This is a genomic window from Vibrio floridensis (assembly GCF_021852965.1).
In the GTDB taxonomy this organism is placed as follows: domain Bacteria; phylum Pseudomonadota; class Gammaproteobacteria; order Enterobacterales; family Vibrionaceae; genus Vibrio; species Vibrio floridensis.
The window spans coordinates 129,237-147,500 of sequence record NZ_JAKGCY010000007.1 but is presented as its reverse complement, the minus strand read 5'-3'; the positions used below and the strand labels follow the sequence as shown (position 1 = coordinate 147,500).

Annotated in this window: 19 protein-coding genes; 13 read left to right on the top strand and 6 right to left on the bottom strand. The window is 47.7% G+C overall.

From position 1 onward, the window contains the following. The first annotated feature begins 901 nt into the window (after positions 1-901). The 7 genes from folD to LZU85_RS12785 all read left to right on the top strand — a co-directional run bounded on the left by folD (position 902) and on the right by LZU85_RS12785 (position 7,150). Positions 902-1,759: a bifunctional methylenetetrahydrofolate dehydrogenase/methenyltetrahydrofolate cyclohydrolase FolD gene (gene folD, locus LZU85_RS12815; RefSeq protein ID WP_011079917.1), complete on the top strand. Its 858-nt coding sequence runs from the start codon at positions 902-904 to the stop codon at positions 1,757-1,759. Between the two features lie 108 nt (positions 1,760-1,867). Next, entirely contained in the window at positions 1,868-2,692 is an 825-nt protein-coding gene (rlmA, locus tag LZU85_RS12810) for a 23S rRNA (guanine(745)-N(1))-methyltransferase (protein WP_045596709.1), read from the top strand. Positions 2,693-2,786: 94 nt separating this feature from the next. After that, entirely contained in the window at positions 2,787-3,713 is a 927-nt protein-coding gene (locus tag LZU85_RS12805; protein ID WP_206625269.1) for a ChaN family lipoprotein, read from the top strand. A gap of 135 nt (positions 3,714-3,848) precedes the next feature. After that, positions 3,849-4,205, top strand: a complete 357-nt coding sequence (locus tag LZU85_RS12800) for a hypothetical protein (RefSeq protein WP_176298619.1) — start codon at positions 3,849-3,851, stop codon at positions 4,203-4,205. A gap of 424 nt (positions 4,206-4,629) precedes the next feature. Beyond that, entirely contained in the window at positions 4,630-6,207 is a 1,578-nt protein-coding gene (locus LZU85_RS12795) for an alkaline phosphatase (RefSeq protein ID WP_206625268.1), read from the top strand. A 167-nt stretch (positions 6,208-6,374) separates the two neighbouring features. Beyond that, the gene (locus LZU85_RS12790) at positions 6,375-6,683 is read left to right on the top strand and encodes a ribbon-helix-helix domain-containing protein (RefSeq protein WP_206625294.1); all 309 of its coding nucleotides are present in this window, start codon (positions 6,375-6,377) and stop codon (positions 6,681-6,683) included. 71 nt (positions 6,684-6,754) lie between these two features. Further along, a complete protein-coding gene (locus tag LZU85_RS12785) occupies positions 6,755-7,150 on the top strand; it encodes a VOC family protein (protein WP_206625267.1) in 396 nt (131 codons plus the stop codon). Between the two features lie 75 nt (positions 7,151-7,225). On the opposite strand, the gene LZU85_RS12780 is transcribed toward LZU85_RS12785, so the two are convergent. Next, positions 7,226-7,663, bottom strand: a complete 438-nt coding sequence (locus tag LZU85_RS12780) for a YcgN family cysteine cluster protein (RefSeq protein ID WP_176298622.1) — start codon at positions 7,661-7,663, stop codon at positions 7,226-7,228. A gap of 139 nt (positions 7,664-7,802) precedes the next feature. Here LZU85_RS12780 and LZU85_RS12775 point away from each other — a divergent pair, with 139 nt between their 5' ends. The 6 genes from LZU85_RS12775 (at position 7,803) to LZU85_RS12750 (ending at position 13,688) form a co-directional block, all read left to right on the top strand. Continuing rightward, positions 7,803-8,051 carry a YkgJ family cysteine cluster protein gene (locus tag LZU85_RS12775; protein WP_206625266.1) on the top strand — a complete coding sequence of 83 codons (249 nt, stop codon included), beginning with the start codon at positions 7,803-7,805 and terminating at the stop codon, positions 8,049-8,051. Positions 8,052-8,251: 200 nt separating this feature from the next. Continuing rightward, on the top strand, positions 8,252-8,947 hold the full coding sequence (aqpZ, locus tag LZU85_RS12770; protein WP_206625265.1) for an aquaporin Z: 696 nt from the start codon (positions 8,252-8,254) through the stop codon (positions 8,945-8,947). Positions 8,948-9,102: 155 nt separating this feature from the next. Beyond that, entirely contained in the window at positions 9,103-9,822 is a 720-nt protein-coding gene (locus tag LZU85_RS12765) for a winged helix-turn-helix domain-containing protein (protein ID WP_237287217.1), read from the top strand. Beyond that, the gene (locus LZU85_RS12760) at positions 9,819-11,426 is read left to right on the top strand and encodes an ATP-binding protein (protein WP_176298626.1); all 1,608 of its coding nucleotides are present in this window, start codon (positions 9,819-9,821) and stop codon (positions 11,424-11,426) included. Before LZU85_RS12765 ends, LZU85_RS12760 begins: the two co-directional genes overlap by 4 nt. A 66-nt stretch (positions 11,427-11,492) precedes the next feature. Continuing rightward, positions 11,493-12,527 (top strand): DUF2860 family protein, encoded by a 1,035-nt coding sequence (locus LZU85_RS12755; protein ID WP_237287216.1) that lies wholly within the window; start codon positions 11,493-11,495, stop codon positions 12,525-12,527. 15 nt (positions 12,528-12,542) lie between these two features. After that, positions 12,543-13,688: a PKD domain-containing protein gene (locus LZU85_RS12750; RefSeq protein ID WP_237287215.1), complete on the top strand. Its 1,146-nt coding sequence runs from the start codon at positions 12,543-12,545 to the stop codon at positions 13,686-13,688. 61 nt (positions 13,689-13,749) lie between these two features. On the opposite strand, the gene recR is transcribed toward LZU85_RS12750, so the two are convergent. From recR to LZU85_RS12725, 5 genes are all read right to left on the bottom strand, one after another. Continuing rightward, positions 13,750-14,352 carry a recombination mediator RecR gene (recR, locus tag LZU85_RS12745; RefSeq protein ID WP_176298629.1) on the bottom strand — a complete coding sequence of 201 codons (603 nt, stop codon included), beginning with the start codon at positions 14,350-14,352 and terminating at the stop codon, positions 13,750-13,752. Between the two features lie 15 nt (positions 14,353-14,367). Continuing rightward, the gene (locus LZU85_RS12740) at positions 14,368-14,697 is read right to left on the bottom strand and encodes a YbaB/EbfC family nucleoid-associated protein (protein ID WP_011150874.1); all 330 of its coding nucleotides are present in this window, start codon (positions 14,695-14,697) and stop codon (positions 14,368-14,370) included. Between the two features lie 77 nt (positions 14,698-14,774). Further along, entirely contained in the window at positions 14,775-16,967 is a 2,193-nt protein-coding gene (gene dnaX, locus LZU85_RS12735; protein WP_206625261.1) for a DNA polymerase III subunit gamma/tau, read from the bottom strand. An 8-nt stretch (positions 16,968-16,975) separates the two neighbouring features. Next, positions 16,976-17,521: an adenine phosphoribosyltransferase gene (apt, locus tag LZU85_RS12730; protein WP_011079898.1), complete on the bottom strand. Its 546-nt coding sequence runs from the start codon at positions 17,519-17,521 to the stop codon at positions 16,976-16,978. A gap of 165 nt (positions 17,522-17,686) precedes the next feature. Continuing rightward, entirely contained in the window at positions 17,687-18,079 is a 393-nt protein-coding gene (locus LZU85_RS12725; RefSeq protein ID WP_336886307.1) for a YbaN family protein, read from the bottom strand. Positions 18,080-18,264 lie beyond the last annotated feature (185 nt).

Below are 18,264 nucleotides of genomic sequence, written 5' to 3'. Positions count from 1 at the left end.
ATCTTAACTTGAGATGATATATAAGAAGCTATTTTTTGATAAAAGAACCTAGCTTTATCAAATCACGATTTAAAGATTTTTTGATATGCTCTACGCAAAGAGCGAAGAACTACTTCAAAAAAAAACGGTGCAGCAAAAAATTGCTGCACCGTCATATGTATGGCGTCCCCAGTAGGATTCGAACCTACGACCACATGCTTAGCTTACCACTACAGTTTTCACTGCCGCCTTAAGGCGTTTGTAGTCTGGACTATATCTTCATCTTAGTAACCTATTCCTAGGAAATCCGAAGATTTTATACCTTAGATGGAGGGCGCTTATGGTGTCTTACGCAATGAGTTCGCATTGCTCCACCTAGTCTCTGCACCTTCTCTACACGCTTGTAGAGCTAGGCTCAAGATTGCCACCGCCATTACGCGCTGAGGTTTCCTTGAATTCACCCTCTGCACTGTAAAGGTTTCCCAATACAGGCTCCAAATTTAAAGGCACGTGCTCTATCCAACTGAGCTATGGGGACTATGATTTTTAAACATTACCACTTTTTAAGTAAAGTGGTAACTAAAAATGCTATGTAGTAACTCTCTAAAACCCTAAGTAGTAAACTTACCACTAACTAAACCCTTTCAAATCAACTACTCTCTTAACGAATGGTAATTTTTAAGGGGTTAGAATTGCTCTATCCAGCTGAGCTAAGGGCGCGCTACAGGGACAGGATTATACGAGTTCATTTCGGTAAATCAACGGGTTTTCTTAACAAACTGAATCAAATGGCTAAAAAAAGGGCGTCCACATTAAATATGCTTAAAAACGACCCAAAGCAAACGTTTGCGTATAGATATTTATTTGATCATTTGCGACAATACGCGCCAAGTTTTTGCCATTCGTATTCTTAAGGAAAGTCATGACTGCTCAAAATATCGATGGAACTCTCATTTCCCAAACTGTTCGATCCGAAGTCGCTGCTCGCGTAAAAGCTCGTGTAGCTGCGGGATTACGTGCGCCTGGCTTAGCCGTTGTGTTGGTTGGCGAAGATCCAGCGTCTCAAGTTTACGTTGGCAGCAAGCGTCGCGCGTGTGAGGAAGTGGGCTTTGTCTCTAAATCGTTTGATCTACCCGCTTCAACTTCAGAAGAAGAACTGCTGGCGCTGATCGATGAACTCAATAATGATGCTGAAATCGACGGTATTCTGGTTCAACTTCCTCTTCCTGCGGGCATTGACAGCACGCACGTGCTAGAAAGCATTCATCCAGAGAAAGATGTGGATGGTTTCCACCCGTACAACGTTGGCCGCTTAGCGCAGCGCATCCCAAAACTGCGTTCGTGCACACCAAAAGGCATTATTACGCTGCTTGAGCGTTACAACATCGCACTGCGTGGTAAGCATGCGGTGATCGTGGGTGCATCAAACATTGTTGGCCGCCCAATGACACTCGAGCTTCTGCTGGCAGGTTGTACCACGACCACCTGTCACCGCTTCACGAAAGATCTTGAAGGCCATGTTCGCCAAGCTGATGTGCTCGTGGTTGCGGTCGGTAAGCCAAATTTCATTCCTGGTGAATGGGTCAAAGAAGGCGCGATCGTGGTCGATGTCGGCATCAACCGCCTTGAATCGGGTAAGCTGATTGGTGATGTGGAGTATAACAAGGCTCGTGAACGCGCCAGCTTCATTACTCCAGTGCCCGGTGGTGTTGGCCCAATGACGGTGGCCAGCCTCATCGAAAACACCATGCTTGCTTGCGAGCAATACCACACCAAATAAGTCTTTTTCGGCGGATAAAAGCTTGGCCTGCCGAGACTCAAACTGGTTAAAACAGGCGGTTCCTGTTAGACTTTGCCGCCTGTTTCATCTCCCCTTTTTGAGGTCTTCATGGCGTATCAATGCCCCTTGTGTCACCTTGCGTTAGAGCAAGCAGAGCGCACGTTCAAATGTTCCAATAATCATCAATTTGACCTGGCCAAAGAAGGTTACGTTAACTTGATGCCTGCCCATCACAAACGTTCGAAAGATCCCGGTGACAACAAAGAGATGATGCAGGCTCGCCGCCGCTTCCTTGAAGGCAACCATTACGACCCAATGCGTCAAAAAGTGGCGCAACTTTGCCGCCAATACCTGCAAGGTACGCCGCACCGCCTGCTCGATATTGGTTGTGGTGAAGGTTACTACACCGATGAAGTCGCCAAAACCTTGGTCGCGCAGCACCCAGAAGCCAAAACATTTGGTTTGGACATTTCCAAAATCGCCGTTCGTTTCGCGGCAAAACGCTACCCTAACGTTAAGTTTTGTGTCGCTTCCAGCCATCGACTCCCCTTTGCAGACGAAGCGTTGGACGGCATCCTCCGCATTTACGCCCCATGCAAAGCCGAAGAGCTGGCGCGATGCATTAGCGACAATGGTGTTGTGATCACCGTAACGCCTGCTGGCCGCCACTTGCTGCAACTGAAAGAGAAGATTTACGCCGAGCTCAAACTGCATAGCGAAGAGCCAGAGCAAATGGATGGATTTACGCTAGAGCACCAAGAAAAGCTCAATTACGTAATGGACTTAGCAGGCCAAGATGCGTTTGACTTACTGCAAATGACCCCCTTTGCTTGGAAAGCCAGCGATGCCCTTCGCGACGAGCTAAAGTCCGCTACACTGTTCCAGTGTGAGGCCGATTTCATGTTGCGCGTTTACCGCAAAACAGCAAAATAGCCAGACAAAACAATAAGGAGAATTATTCTCATTATTATTGAAGTTCTAGACCGCCTCCATTACACTCTGCGACGTTTTTAATGGAGGCAGTATTATGCGATCAACTATTTCTCTTCTTTTGGCGTCAATGATGCTGAGCGGCTGCGCTAACCAAGCGCTCACAAGCGACCCCCTAAGCTTCTACGACTACCAGCTTTACTCGCCAGAAGGTACTGCCCTTTCACTGCAACAATTGCCTCCAACGGTTCGAGATGCCGATGTCATTTTAATTGGTGAATGGCACACGCACGCGGGTGTTCATCGCTTCCAAACCGACCTACTTAAAACGCTCAGCGCACAACACCGCGTCGCTCTGTCTATGGAACAATTTACCCGCGATAAACAAACCATAGTGAACCAATATTTAGCGGGCGAGATTGGTGAGCAAGTGCTTATCCAACAAGGCAATGCGTGGCCAAACTACGAAAGTGATTACCGACCTTTGATTGAACTGGCCAAATCCAAACAGATGGATGTGATTGCCGCGAACGCACCGAAAAGCACTGTACGTTGCATTGGCCGCCAAGGTTTGGCTTACCTCGATAAGCTAACCCAAGAGGAGCGTGGCTATTTGGCGAGTGAAATCAACACCGGTGAAAGCGAATACAAAAGCAAGTTCATGGCGTCGATGCACCACGGCAAACCAGAGCAAACCGAGAAACAGTTTGCTGCTCAAGTAACTTGGGATGAAACCATGGCAGAATCGATCGTCAACTACCGTCAGCAACACCCCAACACGCAAGTTATCCATGTCGCAGGAAAATTTCATATTGAGCAGGGCTTAGGCACCGCTCACTCGATTCTGCGTCGTGATCCCTCCTTAAAGGTGGTGGTGATCTCTCCGGTATCAAGCGTCGATGAGCAAGGCAGCGATTACCAACTGCTGGTTTTGGAACCGCCGGTACGTTATGTGCAAAAAAGCAATCAAATGAAGGCGTTTCAGGATTTAAAAAAACGTAATGACGATCTGATCTGCAAATAGCCTGATTCTTTTCAACTCCCATCTCAATTAGGCCTGTTTTTTGCTTGATTAAAAAAGCGGCAAAACAGGCTTTTTTTGCACAAGTTTTCTCCAACGCCGCCGATAGAGTATTTAGGATTCGCTTAGGAGATGGTTATGAATCCAGTCGGTTCAAGACCTGTCGAAGCATACGCTTCCGCGCAGAAACAGACAGATAACCCAAATGCGGCAAAGGAAAGTGCCCCTGCTCCGCTGCAGGTAGAACAAAACAAAGTGACGCTTTCTGAAGAAGGAAAAGCGCTGCTTTCTGCACTCCAAGAGCTCGATAAAGAGAGCCAAAAAGTCGAAGCGGAAAACAAAACCGTGGGCGACAAAGTGGAATCCTTCACCTACGGCGCGTTAGGCATGGACCATCCCGACAAGATAAAAGAGGAAGATGATGGCTCCTATTCCGCGGGACAATATCTTTCTGCCGCTGCCACTGTCGGTGGTTTGTTGATGATTTTGGTGTGATTTTTACACTTATCCTCTCTACTGGGGGTTGAACATTGTCGGGAGCCTGCGCATTTTTCGCCACGACAAATTTCATTGGTTGAAGCATGTAAAACAAATCGCTATTTATATATCGATTCTTTGCTGGATGCAGAGGTGAAATTCACTGAAGTGAAACAGCAAGGATTGGTTTTAGCAAAAAACGATAGCGCGTTGCCGCTATCCCCAAATCGCTTTAGCCCATGAATTTCAACTCCCTTACTCAAAAGCTCACTTCGGTGAGCTTTTTCTTTTGCTCAATCAGACGTAATCATTGCTCGCTCAAGTTTGTCACAACACTTTCTTTTTACTGATTTTTTCACTTTCATGAAGTTTTTGTGTCTGCCGCAAAAGTGTCACAAATCAGTGTTGTAATGGCGCCGCTTTTATAAATAAGGGATAGACAATGAAGCACCTGATCAAACCCGTTGTTGCCGTTGTAGCAACTTCTACGCTCTCTTTTAATGCACTTTCTGCAGAAATTAAAAACGTCATTTTGATGATTGGTGATGGCATGGGGCCACAACAAGTTGGCCTATTGGAAACCTACGCCAACAACGCGCCAAATTCCATCTACCAAGGCAAAACCACCGCACTCTACACACTCGCTCAAGAAGGCGTTATCGGCTCATCGCTGACGCATCCAGAAGATGCGATTGTGGTAGATTCGGCCTGCTCTGCCACCATGCTGGCGACTGGCATCATGACAGGTTCAGAAGTGATCGGTATCGATTCCCAAGGGAACAGCGTCGAAACCGTACTCGAAAAAGCCAAACGTATGGGTAAAGCCACCGGCATTATTTCCGACACTCGCATGACGCACGCTACTCCTGCTGCCTTTGCCGCCCACCAGCCTCATCGCTCTTTGGAAAATGAAATTGCCGCCGACATGCTTGCCACCGATGTCGATGTGCTGCTGTCGGGCGGTTTGCGTCATTGGATTCCAAAGTCGGCAAACGACAAAGGTGAAACCTATCAACAGTTACAAGCCCTAACTCAAGGTGACGTTGCATTAAAATCAAAACGCAAAGACGATCGCAACTTGCTGACGGAAGCGCAACAAGCGGGTTACTCTCTGGCATTCAATAAAACCATGCTAGAGCAAGCGCAAGGGACGAAACTGTTGGGTCTTTTTGCCAACTCCGCCATGTACGATGGCATCACCTACAGCCAAACCAAAGGTGACGCAGAGCGCAAAGAACCAACACTGGCAGAAATGACCAGCAAAGCATTAGACATCCTAGCCAAGGACAAAGACGGTTTCTTCTTGATGGTTGAAGGCGGACAAATTGACTGGGCTGGTCACAGTAACGATGCAGGTTCAATGCTGCATGAAATGATCAAGTTTGATGAAGCGATTAATACGGTTTACCAATGGGCTAAAGATCGTGATGACACTTTGATTATTGTCACGGCGGACCACGAAACTGGCTCTTTTGGCTTTAGCTACTCAGGCTATAATCTGCCAAAACCAGAGAAACGCCGAGGAAAAGCATTCGAAAATCGTGATTACGCGCCGAACTTTAACTTTGGTGCTTTCGATATTCTCGATGGTTTGTACAACCAAAAAACCAGCTACTATGGCATGCTTAGTGCGTTTGAAAAGTTGGATAAAAATCAGCAAACCGCGGCAAAACTAGCAGAAATCATCAATAAAAATAGTGATTTTTCGATTACCGCAGGCCAAGCTGAAAACATCCTGAAGAACAAACCCAATCCATATCGTTTGGCCAACCACAGCTATCTTGCTGAGGAAACCGTGCCAGCCATTAACGACTTTGATGCGTTTTTCCCATACAACGACAGAACCAACCTGATCGCTCGTGAGCAAGCGACTAAGCAAAATATCGTCTGGGGGACAGGCACACACACCCATACACCAGTGAATGTTTTTGCTTGGGGACCTGCAGAAACCATTCTCCCTGTGTCACGCATTTTGCACCACTCTGAGTTGGGCGAGTTCATTAAAAATCAGGTGAAATAAGCTCGGTTGATGAGCAGGTAAAGCCTTTGATTCAAATAAGAAAGTGCCAGATGGCGCTTTCTTATTTTGTTTTGCGCGCTAATAAAGCGATTTTTCCAGAGGTTGACGGCATACCAATTAGTCGCCAGTATGTAACGCTTTTCAACCCTAACGGTGCCCTTCCCGCTATGTGTGAAATTTTTGCTAAGCAGCCCAAAGAAAATTACCAAACCATTACACGCTCGATCCGAATAGACGGACACGCCACCAGCGTCAAACTGGAAGCCAGTTACTGGGATATTTTACAAGAGATTGCTGACGCTCAGCAGCTAACCGTGCCGAAGTTCATCAGTACCGTCTATCGCGAAGCACTTGAGCACAATGGTGAAGTCTCAAACTTTGCCTCGCTACTGCGTTGCGCCTGCTTGATGTATGCTCGCCAACCCACTAACGTCATCGAAGTGGCGCACCAAGAGCTCGTAAATAGACAAATTTAAATGTAATACTCACGTACTACCAAAGGTTGGTTTCTCAACATTATTCTGTCGCCTCGCAATGAGGAACCACCATGACCAAAATGATTCACAGCATGATCCGTGTCAGCGATCTCGACAGATCGATCGCTTTCTACCGTGATGCCCTAGAACTCGAGATCAAAGACCAATTTGTTTTCGATACTTTCACTCTGACTTACCTTGCCAACAAGACCACCGGCTTCGAGCTTGAGTTGACTTACAATCACGGCATGTGTGATCCCTACACACATGGGACAGGCTACGGCCACCTTGCAGTGTGCGTCGAAGACATCGAACTCGCTCATAAACGCCTACGCGATTTAGGGATAGCAGCCAGTGATGTGAAAGCGATGGATCACAACCAAAAACACCTTGCGACCTTCTTCTTTATCACCGACCCAGACGGATACAAAATCGAGTTTTTGCAGCGCCAAGGCCGCTACCAATAAAGCCAATAAGCAAAAAGGCACGTTCTCGTGCCTTTTTGTCTCTGCATCCTAGCCACTACTTAGCCTAGCCAGTGCTTAGTAATCTGGATTCTCAATGACGTGGTCTTCCCAATCTTTCACATCAATTTCATAAACCACTTTGTTACGAATGCTCTGCCCTGCTGCATGCATGGCTGACTTAGAGCCGGTAATAAGAGGATGCCACTCCGGCAAAGGTTGGTTTTCTGAAAGTCGGCGATATGCACAGGTGCGCGGTAGCCAATGGAACTCTGCGATTTTATCCTGAGTCAGCTTTAGGCAGTTTTCACCTGAAGAAAAACGATTTGGGTAATCTTTGCATGAACAGGTTTTACTGTTGAGCCAGCTACAAGCCACATTGGTGTAAAAGACTTCATCGGTCTCTTCGTCCATTAATTTGTGCAAACAGCATTTTCCGCAACCATCGCAAAGTGACTCCCACTCTTGCTCTGTCATCTCTTGCAAAGTTTTTGATTGCCAAAATGGTGTGCTCATAGGACTTCTTCTTACTTTCTACTGCGGGAGCCGTTTTATACTCTTGCGGGCCTCAAAGTGCAAGGGTAAAAATTGTCCATTCAGTTCAGCGGAAATTTCTGCTACTATCGCGCCCCTTAATTTTTGACAGGTAACTAAGATGGATTGCAGACTCGGTTGTGGCGCTTGCTGCATCGCCCCAAGTATCTCTTCCGCCATTCCAGGAATGCCAAACGGTAAACCTGCTGGTGTACGCTGCATTCAACTCAACGAACACAATCTTTGTAAGCTCTTTGGCCAGCCGGAGCGCCCAAAAGTTTGCCATGAATTCAAACCGTGCCCTGTGGTTTGTGGCGCAACCAATCAACAGGCGCTCGACAATATTACCGAGTTAGAGCAGCTTACTTAGCAGTACTTCAATTTAACAACTGATTATTTTTCATTATAATTCATATGGTTAAATACAATAACCCAATGAAAAACGTCTTAACTCTAAGAAAAATCTTATAAAGCTAGCGTTATCAGCCACACTCAGACTTTATTCACTAGCAAGTCACCGATTATCCGCTATTTTGATTGCATCAATCACACATTATTAGGACTTGTTGCATGAATAAATACCTCGCAGAACTTTTTGGTACCTTTTGGCTAGTGCTTGGTGGATGTGGTAGCGCCGTGTTGGCAGCCGCCTTCCCTGATGTTGGCATTGGCCTACTTGGCGTATCCCTTGCGTTCGGCTTGACAGTGCTTACCATGGCTTTTGCCATCGGTCATATTTCTGGGTGTCACTTGAATCCTGCCGTGACTATTGGCTTATGGGCCGGTGGTCGATTTGAAGCTAAAGAGATTGTTCCTTACATCCTTGCCCAAGTGATCGGTGGCGTCATTGCTGGTGGCGCGCTTTATACCATCGCCTCTGGTCAAATGGGCTTCGATGCGGCGAGCTCGGGTTTTGCCTCTAACGGTTATGGTGAGCATTCTCCCGGTGGCTATTCGTTGACTTCTGCACTGATCACCGAAGTCGTGATGACCATGATGTTTTTGCTGGTGATTCTTGGTGCAACGGACCAACGCGCACCTCAAGGTTTTGCGCCCATCGCTATCGGTTTATGCCTCACGCTTATCCACCTAATCAGCATTCCGGTGACCAACACATCGGTCAACCCAGCCCGAAGCACTGGTGTTGCTCTCTATGTTGGCGACTGGGCCACCGCGCAACTTTGGCTATTCTGGGTCGCGCCGATTCTAGGCGCACTACTGGGGGCGATGGCCTACAAGTTAATTTCCGGGTCCAACAAAGCCTAATCACAACGAGCCGCCGATTCGAGCGGCTCTTTTTCTATTGCGCATCTATATTTTATAAAACACATCACAAATTTGTGACTTGGTCACAAATGGTCACAGAGCAATTCATTGAGCCGAGTTATAGTTCCACTATTCACTCTCTGCCGTGCAACTCTATGACTTCACCTGCCTCATATCGGATTATTCTTGTTGAAGACGACTTGGAACTCGCTGAGTTGATCAAAGATTTTCTACAAAACTATGAATTTCAGATTGATATCGTCTCGGATGGCTTTCATGCCGTCGATGCAATCTTGTCAAACCAACCTGATTTGGTGATTCTCGATGTTATGTTGCCTGGGCAAAGCGGCATGGAAGTGTGTAAAGCGGTACGCAGTAAGTACCATGGCATGATTTTGATGCAAACGGCCCTAGATGACGACATTGACCAAGTCATGGGATTAGAACTGGGCGCAGACGACTACATCGTGAAGCAAGTAAAGCCAAGATTACTGCTGTCGCGCATTCGCGCGTTGCTGCGTAGACACGAGCGTTTAACGGCAGAAAGCAACAAGGATGATTTGCAACTCGGTCCTTTGGTGATTAATTTGCAACACCGCAGTGTCACATTGCATCAGCAAACGCTCAAACTGACCACCTCTGAATTTGAACTGCTGCTGCTTTTGGCCAGACACGTTGGCCAAGTGGTATCACGCGATGACATCGCACAGCACATTCGCGGCTTTGAATATGACGGATTAGATCGCTCCATCGACCGAAGAATTTCTCGCCTGCGCCGCACCCTCAATGATGACCCTAACGAGCCCACTTTAATCAAGACCATTCGCGGCGTTGGTTATCAACTGTGTGCCTCTTCTTGGGAGGCTTCACTATGATTCGCGCATTTGCCATTTTATGGTTGGCGGTATTTCTTCCAACCACACTGCTCGTCATTCCGAGTGGCATTAACCCTGTTTTGACTCTCAACGAGCAGTTTTCTGAAGACTTCTATAAACCTCTCTATCGCGTCAGTTTTGAATCGTTGTCAAAGAGACTGTTACAACAGCCGCAGTCCGAATGGCAACAAACGATTTCCCACTACGCACAGGATTTTGCTTATCCTTTGAAACTCCTTCCTCTCGCTGATTACCAAACCGACAACAAACTCTATTCGTCACTCGAAAGTGGCGAGTTGACCTTTGTCTTTGGTGATCCAATGGCATTATTGCAACGAGTGGGACACAGTGACCAAATCATTTACATTGCCCTTAACGAGTCCCACGAAATCGCAGCACTCAATCAAGCCAAGGGCACACTGTCACTCGCCGTAGAAGATCTGCTCCAAATACCCAAAGAACAATGGCAATCCTATCTTGCAGACGTTAACACTAAGCTCCCTATTAAGATCAACCTGATGACAGATGAACAGCTGAGTGACGTTGCCATACAAGCGACTTCAGACAGCCCAAACAACATTGTCAGTTACATCAATCAAAATGGCGAGCTAGAACTACTGGCTTTAGTTGAACAAGGATTGTGGTTGCACGTTAAAGATAACTTGTCTCAAACGATACAAATGAAACTAAGCACCACGATTGTTCTCACATTCTTCCTACTGATTTCTCTTGCTTTGATTTTGTGGGTCTACCCTCTTTGGCGTGATTTAACTCGGCTGGTGGCAACCGCCACCGAATTTGGCCAAGGCAAACTGTCACAACGGGCGCGAGCTTCCAAGCTCTCGGTGGTTTCTCAACTCAGCGGCTCCTTCAACAACATGGCCGACAATATCGAGAGTCTCATTGCTCGGCAGCGTGAGCTGACCAACGCCGTCGCACACGATTTACGTACGCCATTGTATCGGCTGCGCTTTGCGATTGAGATGCTGGAAGATCCTCACACCAGCGACGCGCAAAAAGAGAAATATCAACGCGCACTGCACACAAGCATTGATGATCTCGACCATCTCATCAATCAGAACTTACTGCTCTCTCGCTACAATCGGATTGCCGATATCACCCACTTTTCGCCATGCTGCTTTGCTAGGGAGCTGCTCAACGAAATCGATGATTTCAAACTCCAGCATCCCGATCTCGATATCCAGTTTTACTGTTCGCCAGAGTTAAAACAGCATCGCATGTTCATCGACAACAAAGGATTGATGCGCGCGGTGAAAAACCTTCTTACCAATGCAAGCCGATTTGCTCAAAGTACCATTATTGTCTCGTTTAAATACAGTGGCAGCGCATTTCACATTACGGTGGAAGACGATGGTCAAGGTGTGCCCAATGAACACGCAGAACGCATTTTTGAGCCTTTCACTCAGCTTGATAACCAAGAACGAAGCAGCGAAAAAGGCCACGGGTTAGGATTGGCGATCGTTAAACAAATCATGCTTTGGCACAAAGGTAACGCGAAAGTGGTGTCATCGACTTTGGGTGGTGCTGCGTTTGAACTGCAATGGCCTGAGCTGCATCCGAATACTGCCGAGTCGGAATTGTGACCAAAATGGACACAATTCGTCCATAAAACACCAACGATTTATCAATGTGGTGAATGCTAATTTGGAATGGCTTTCAAACGTCATTCACAAGGAATTAGCATGCAAGTTTCCCCAACACACGCGGCAATACTACTTAGTGCAATTGCCGCACTCGTCTCTTCATATAGCCTTGCAGAGCCGGACCCATTTGATCCCGGATTCAGCGGCACCATCAGTATTAATATTGGATTTGGCCAAAGCCAATCACAAAACAACACTCATGAAGATAATGAAATCACCGCTGATCTCACCAACCAAGGCAAAAAGCTATCACAAGCGTCTCCATTTTTTCTTGGCCGATTGCAATACAGCTTTGGCGACACGTTACTCTTTCTTGGCAATAGTGAAGAACAGATAGCAGAAGCGCAATTTCAAGCTGAATTAGGCGTTGCACATCGGTTCAACAACGCCATGATCCTCACTGCCGCACTCTTTGGGAATGTCCCTAGCATGGAAGAAGTCTGGCGTGACCCTTATCTTACTGGTCAAAAAAGGCAAACAACGGAGCAAACGGTCGGTGGCGTGAGATTCGCGATGGACATCACCAGCCCTTTGCCAATCAGTTTGAAATACGCTGTCGCCAGCAGCGAAGTTGAATACGACGACATCGGCCTCTCACAAGGGTTAACCACTGAAGCTCGTTCACAATTAAAGCGTGCCAGCGACTATCAACGCTTTGGCGCAGAGATCTCCTTTCCTTTGAGCCAGTCGTTTGTACTGTCCCCTGCGTTTTACTACACGCTGCGCGACGCCGATGGCGATGCCAAAAGCAATCAGTTATTGACAGCACAGATGTCATTTCTTGTCGCCCAAGGCAGACACAGTGTGATCACAACACTGAGAAACAGCTCTGCCAGTTTTGATGCAAACAACCCCGTTTTTTCTCGCAAGCAAGATTACGAGAGCTTTGGCTTTTTCTCCGTCTACAGCTATGCCGATCTTTGGGGCTGGCGAAATACCCAACTGAACGTTATGGCGGGTTATCAAGAGTCGGATTCCGATATCGATTTTTACGACAGTGAAGAGGCCTTTCTCTCCACTGGCATTAGCTACAGTTTCTGATCCGGAGGATTTAAGATGTGTAACTTACTCAAAATCGTCTTAATAGCCACACTGTTGTTCCTCGCTGGGTGCGATGTTGATGATGCCGCCGATGCTAACAAGTACACTAAACCAACAGTCAACGCAGGTTCCGACCAATACCATACGTTACCGATCAACACCATTACCTTGCACGGCTCAGCGAAAAGCTGGCCGAAACTGGTGTTCTCTATCAAGACTAAGCAATGGCGACAAATTTCTGGCCCACAGAGCCTAACCATTTTAAACGCTGACAGCTTTACGGCCACACTGCTCAACCCGACCGTTGCAGGAACGTACATCTTTGAACTTTACGCCAAAGACAGTGGTGATCGCACCAATACGGACCAAGTGAAGATTGTGCTGCGCGAGTCTCAACCGGTTGTTGCAGCACGAAACTCATTGGGCTATGAAGACGACTACCAGCAACTTTGGCAAAGCGTAGCGACAAACTATCCGCACTACGATCAAATTCAAGATGAGTGGCAGCAGCTTTATCAGCCCTATTTGATCAAAGCGGCACAGGCGCAAAACGAAGAGCAATGGCGTTCATTAGTCGAGGCCATGTTCACCGAGCTGAGCGGATCAAGGCTAACCGCCATACAATCACCGTCGGCAGAGCAATGGAGAGCCAACCCAACAAAGGCCCTCGCAGTTCGCGGCCGTCAAGACAATGGCATTGGCTTGCTTGAGATAGGCGCTCTACATGAGCAAGACGCACTCCATGATATAGGTGAGCTGCATGAGATAGGGGCGCTGCATGATGTTTCACTAGCCGATTTCACAAAGCAGCTCGACGATGCGCTTATGCAGCTTAAGGAGGTTAGCGAGATACGCTTGGAAATAAAAGCGCCAAATGCACTTGGCGAACAGGCACTTTTTACCCTTTTGGAAAAACTCACCACACGCGCGGCTTTGCTGTGCATCAACCCAAACAAGGAGCCATCTTCGTGTGTTTCACTGCCTGCAAATAGTGACCTCGATGGAGTCGTGTTGTTGAACAACCCAACGTGCGAGCAGACCACTTGTAGGATATTGAGTGAGTATCTCAGCTACCTACACAGCGGCGAACAGCACTTCTACTACACGCCATCACCCGTGCTCGACTCACATTGGCGATTGGTTATGGAGCCCGAATCTTAACCCGTTCATCAAAGAAAAAGACGCAATGAAAAAGCGATGCTGTGACAGCATCGCTTTGGTGTTAGTTGAGTTTGTGTCGGCCCAATAACGAATGGGAGAGCGTCGTGCCATCCACCAGCTCAAGCTCCCCACCGACGGGAACACCATGAGCAATTCGACTGGCGTCCACTGTATGCGCTCGACAGAGTTCAGCGATGTAGTGCGCGGTCGCTTCACCTTCCACGGTAGGGTTGGTCGCTAAGATCACTTCTTTGATATCACCGCGACGCAGACGATAATCGAGGACATCAAGGCCAATATCACTAGGTCCAATACCATCAAGCGGTGATAGGTGCCCCATCAACACAAAGTAACGACCAGAAAATTGCCCTGTGGCTTCCACCGCAGCGATATCGGCAGGGCTTTCGACCACACACAATAATCCGTTTTCTTGGCGTTTTGGGTTGTTGCAGATATGACAAACGTCTTCTTCGGTAAAAGTACGGCACTCGTTACAGTGACCAATTTCCGTCATGGCATGACTTAATGCATCCGCAAGCTGCAGGCCGCCTTTTCTATCTCGCTGTAACAAATGAAAGGCCATACGCTGTGCTGACTTGGGGCCAACCCCAGGCAAACAACGTAAGGCCTCCATCAATTGTTCCAGCATATGGCTGGTACGCATAGTTAACCTTTTCGATTAAAACGGCATTTTCATGCCTGGTGGTAGTTGCATACCGCCAGTGATTGCTGCCATTTTCTCTTTTTGAGTTTCTTCAACTCGGCGTGCTGCATCGTTAAATGCTGCTGCGATCAAGTCTTCAAGCATCTCTTTGTCATCTTCCATCAAGCTTTCATCGATGTTGACACGACGTACGCTGTGGCTACCAGTGATGGTGACTTTCACCAAGCCTGCGCCTGATTCGCCGACCACTTCCATATTTGCGATTTCTTCTTGAAGCTTTTGCATGCGTTCTTGCATTTGTTGGGCTTGCTTCATTAGGTTGCCCATACCGCCTTTACCAAACATGTTTTTCTCTCTGGTTGAATGAGGTGTTTCACTATGGATGGGGTCGTTTGTCGAACATTTCAACCCCGCGAATAAATTCAGACAGGGCGAACACTGTCTCTGTCCAGTTCTGCACTGAATCGGCGCAGTATAAACTGAACATGGGTGTCATTTTCCAGGCTAGTGAAAGCCTGCTGTAATTTTTGCTGATAAAGCCTTTCGCGTAACTCTAGAGGAGTCTCACCTTGCTCTCCGACTTCCACAGAGAGATGGCAAGTTTCGCCCAGCGTTTCGTTGAGCGCAGAAAGCAGCTCTTTTTGCGCTTTATCGGTATTTAAATGTTGTTGATGGCTACGCAGCGTCAAAGCGATGGTTGAACCATCTTTGTTAAACGCCGAGTTGAGCGCTAACTGTTCCACCAATTTTGCCGTTTCGAGCTGAGTGATCAGTTTTGCCCACTCACTCTGCTCGAGCGATTCTGCAACGAGTTTTTCCGCCATTTCTGGCGTTTTTTCGTGCTCAAGTGCGCGTTTAATTTCCGTCGGCGTCAGCTCTTTGCTCTTAGATTGCACCACAGGCTGACTCGGACGCCATTGATAGGGTTCATCCTCTTTTACTTCAGGCTCTGACGGCGCAAGGCTTTGACGTGACGACACCTGCGCTGCAGTTGCCTGCTTTTGCGCGACTCGATCGAGGACCGACTCTTTCTCAGCAGATGCCGCTTTAGACTTTTTTGAGCCACCATTTTGTGCCAGCCCTTGACGTTGAGAACGCAATTGATGACGCAAACCAGTCAAGCCACCAGGAGCTGGACTTGCACTTTCAGGCGCCTGCTGCGGCGCAGGTTGAGGCTCAGGCTGCAATGCGGCTGCATCCTCATAGCCATAACCCATTGGCGGCATGTCATCCATAGGTGGATAATCGGCATAATCCATCGGTGGCGCATCATATTGAGGTGGCATCTCTGTCTGAACAGGCTGAGGGGCCACAGAACTTGGGGCATTCATCGATGAAGCGAGACGCGATGGCGCGTGACTGACCGCTTGAGGACGTTCTGCGGGAGCAACCCGTTCAGAGCTTGGCTTTGCGCTCATCGCCGGGGCCGTTTGGGCTGGCGACGTACTCACTTGAGGAGCGGCACTTTGAGCTGCCGGCGCTGATGCTAAATTCGCACCTTGCGCAGAAATGATGTTCGCTTGCGACACATCCGCAGGACGAAATGCCATCATACGCAACACAATCATTTCCATCCCGATACGCCCATTTGGCGCCAAAGAGAGGTCATCACGCCCTTTTAAGGCGATCTGATAAAACAGCTGAACATCTTGTGGTGACAGCGCACGACTAAGCAGTTCAATTTTTTCTGCATCAGGCTGCGCTTTGTCTAGGCTTGAAGGCAACAGCTGGTACATGGCAATGCGATGCAGCTGAGTCGCTAATTGTTGCAACAAACCATCCCACTCCGCACCATTTTGCGCGAGCTGCTGAATCTTATCCATTGCCACTTGTGGCTGCTTGCTGCTAATGGCTTCTAAGAGATGGATCGCTTGGTCGGTATCAATGGTGCCTAACATATGGCTGACCAGATCGGTTTCAATCTGACCATTGCCTAACGCAATTGCTTGATCGGTTAAGCTTAGGGCGTCACGCATACTGCCATCGGCAGCATGCGCGATCATACCGAGCGCACGTGCTTGAGCGGTGACACCTTCTTTCGCCAAAATAAAATCGAGCTGTTGGTGGATAACATCAACCGTGATCGGCTTAAGGTGGAACTGCAAACAACGAGACAAAATCGTCACTGGAAGTTTCTGGGGATCCGTCGTTGCCAATAGGAATTTCACATACTCTGGCGGCTCTTCTAAGGTTTTGAGTAACGCATTAAAAGAGTGACGCGAGAGCATGTGCACTTCGTCGATCAAGTAAACCTTGAAACGACCGCGCGCTGGTTTGTATTGAACGTTGTCTAACAGTTCACGAGTGTCTTCAACTTTAGTACGCGATGCGGCGTCAATCTCCAGTAGATCAACGAAGCGCCCTTCTTCAATCTCTCGGCAGGTATCACACTGTCCACAAGGCGCTGAGGTGATGCCCGTTTCGCAGTTGAGAGCTTTGGCAAACAAGCGACCAATCGAGGTTTTACCCACACCTCGTGTGCCACTGAACAAGTAAGCATGGTGCAGACGATTGTGCTCAAGAGCATTTTCTAGGGCAGTCAGCACATGGCCTTGCCCCACCACTTCTTTAAATTGACGCGGACGCCATTTTCGCGCTAAAGCTAAATAACTCATTGACTTAATTAGTGTCCTTCAAATTCACAGATGCTGTAAACGTTAAGGCCAAGACCTTCCAAACGCTTGTCGCCACCAATTTCAGGTAGGTTGATAACAAACGCGGCATGCTCAACCACACCGCCAAGCTGACGAATCAGTTTGGTTGTCGCTTCAATGGTGCCGCCTGTCGCAAGCAAGTCATCAACCACTAAAACTTTGTCACCTTCAACGATCGCATCCGTATGGATTTCCAGTGTATCAACACCGTACTCAAGTTCGTATGATTGTGCGATGGTGTTGCGAGGCAGTTTACCCGGCTTACGTACAGGCACAAAGCCCACACCTAACTGCAACGCAAGCGGTGCACCAAATAAGAAACCACGCGCTTCAGTACCCACCACTTTGGTGAACCCCATGTCTTTGTACTTATCAACCAACAATTGGATGGTTGCCTGGTACGCCTGAGCGTCTTCTAAAAGGCTGGTCACATCGCGAAACAGGATACCTGGTTTCGGGTAATCTGGGATGCTTTTAATACTGGCTTGGATCTGTGCAATGGTGTTTGTAGTCATAATATCGATTTACTTAGATTGGCTCATCGCCCTCTCTTTTTGTCACGCTATTATGAGGGCTTAGAACAGGTGGTACTCATCGTTACAGAGCTGACGTCGAACATTCTCTGTAACGCTAAAAACAAAATGCCCACTCGAAGAGTGGGCGCACTTTTCTTCCCAATTCTAGTCAGTTTCCCGTCGCGCGGCAACCGAGTCGCTCACAGGGAGGCGGACAAAAATGCCAAGCAAAACGATTAAACCAAACATTAGTGCAATCTTTAGCCACATGAGTGGTGCAATCCAGATAGAAACAGAGAAGCTCAGCAGAATAAACAAGATAGCACGCTGTTTAACGCGACGCGTCACAGCACGATTTTGTTGCCAATTGTCCAGTACCGGACCAAAGGTTTTGTGGCTGTGTAACCAATGATGAAATCGCGGGCTGGAACGTAAAAAACAGGCGCTCGCGAGCAGGATAAAAGGCGTGGTTGGAAGCAGAGGAAGGATAATGCCTGCAATACCAAGGCATAAACTGAGTCCACCAACTATATTGAGAAATAAACGTCGAATACGGATGGTGAACTCCCGATATTAATGCTTAGAAACCCGCGTAACCGTTTAGTACACGAATCCAGGTTAATGTCGCAGGTAAAGTTGGAATTAAAAGAACTGCGATAAAACCAAGAAAATAAAACAGATTATAGGGCTCTTTAAAATCTTTGTCTGCCATGATGCTTCTACTCTTGTGCTGATAACTTTCT

What these genes read in the sequence shown, in the direction of transcription:
- apt (WP_011079898.1), bottom strand. Translation starts at nt 17,521, where the DNA reads ATGACTACAAACACCATTGCACAGATCCAAGCCAGTATTAAAAGCATC.
- LZU85_RS12805 (WP_206625269.1), top strand. Translation starts at nt 2,787, where the DNA reads ATGCGATCAACTATTTCTCTTCTTTTGGCGTCAATGATGCTGAGCGGC.
- LZU85_RS12795 (WP_206625268.1), top strand. Translation starts at nt 4,630, where the DNA reads ATGAAGCACCTGATCAAACCCGTTGTTGCCGTTGTAGCAACTTCTACG.
- LZU85_RS12740 (WP_011150874.1), bottom strand. Translation starts at nt 14,697, where the DNA reads ATGTTTGGTAAAGGCGGTATGGGCAACCTAATGAAGCAAGCCCAACAA.
- LZU85_RS12800 (WP_176298619.1), top strand. Translation starts at nt 3,849, where the DNA reads ATGAATCCAGTCGGTTCAAGACCTGTCGAAGCATACGCTTCCGCGCAG.
- LZU85_RS12750 (WP_237287215.1), top strand. Translation starts at nt 12,543, where the DNA reads ATGTGTAACTTACTCAAAATCGTCTTAATAGCCACACTGTTGTTCCTC.
- LZU85_RS12790 (WP_206625294.1), top strand. Translation starts at nt 6,375, where the DNA reads ATGTGTGAAATTTTTGCTAAGCAGCCCAAAGAAAATTACCAAACCATT.
- LZU85_RS12785 (WP_206625267.1), top strand. Translation starts at nt 6,755, where the DNA reads ATGACCAAAATGATTCACAGCATGATCCGTGTCAGCGATCTCGACAGA.
- rlmA (WP_045596709.1), top strand. Translation starts at nt 1,868, where the DNA reads ATGGCGTATCAATGCCCCTTGTGTCACCTTGCGTTAGAGCAAGCAGAG.
- recR (WP_176298629.1), bottom strand. Translation starts at nt 14,352, where the DNA reads ATGCGTACCAGCCATATGCTGGAACAATTGATGGAGGCCTTACGTTGT.
- aqpZ (WP_206625265.1), top strand. Translation starts at nt 8,252, where the DNA reads ATGAATAAATACCTCGCAGAACTTTTTGGTACCTTTTGGCTAGTGCTT.
- LZU85_RS12780 (WP_176298622.1), bottom strand. Translation starts at nt 7,663, where the DNA reads ATGAGCACACCATTTTGGCAATCAAAAACTTTGCAAGAGATGACAGAG.
- LZU85_RS12765 (WP_237287217.1), top strand. Translation starts at nt 9,103, where the DNA reads ATGACTTCACCTGCCTCATATCGGATTATTCTTGTTGAAGACGACTTG.
- LZU85_RS12760 (WP_176298626.1), top strand. Translation starts at nt 9,819, where the DNA reads ATGATTCGCGCATTTGCCATTTTATGGTTGGCGGTATTTCTTCCAACC.
- LZU85_RS12775 (WP_206625266.1), top strand. Translation starts at nt 7,803, where the DNA reads ATGGATTGCAGACTCGGTTGTGGCGCTTGCTGCATCGCCCCAAGTATC.
- dnaX (WP_206625261.1), bottom strand. Translation starts at nt 16,967, where the DNA reads ATGAGTTATTTAGCTTTAGCGCGAAAATGGCGTCCGCGTCAATTTAAA.
- folD (WP_011079917.1), top strand. Translation starts at nt 902, where the DNA reads ATGACTGCTCAAAATATCGATGGAACTCTCATTTCCCAAACTGTTCGA.
- LZU85_RS12755 (WP_237287216.1), top strand. Translation starts at nt 11,493, where the DNA reads ATGGCTTTCAAACGTCATTCACAAGGAATTAGCATGCAAGTTTCCCCA.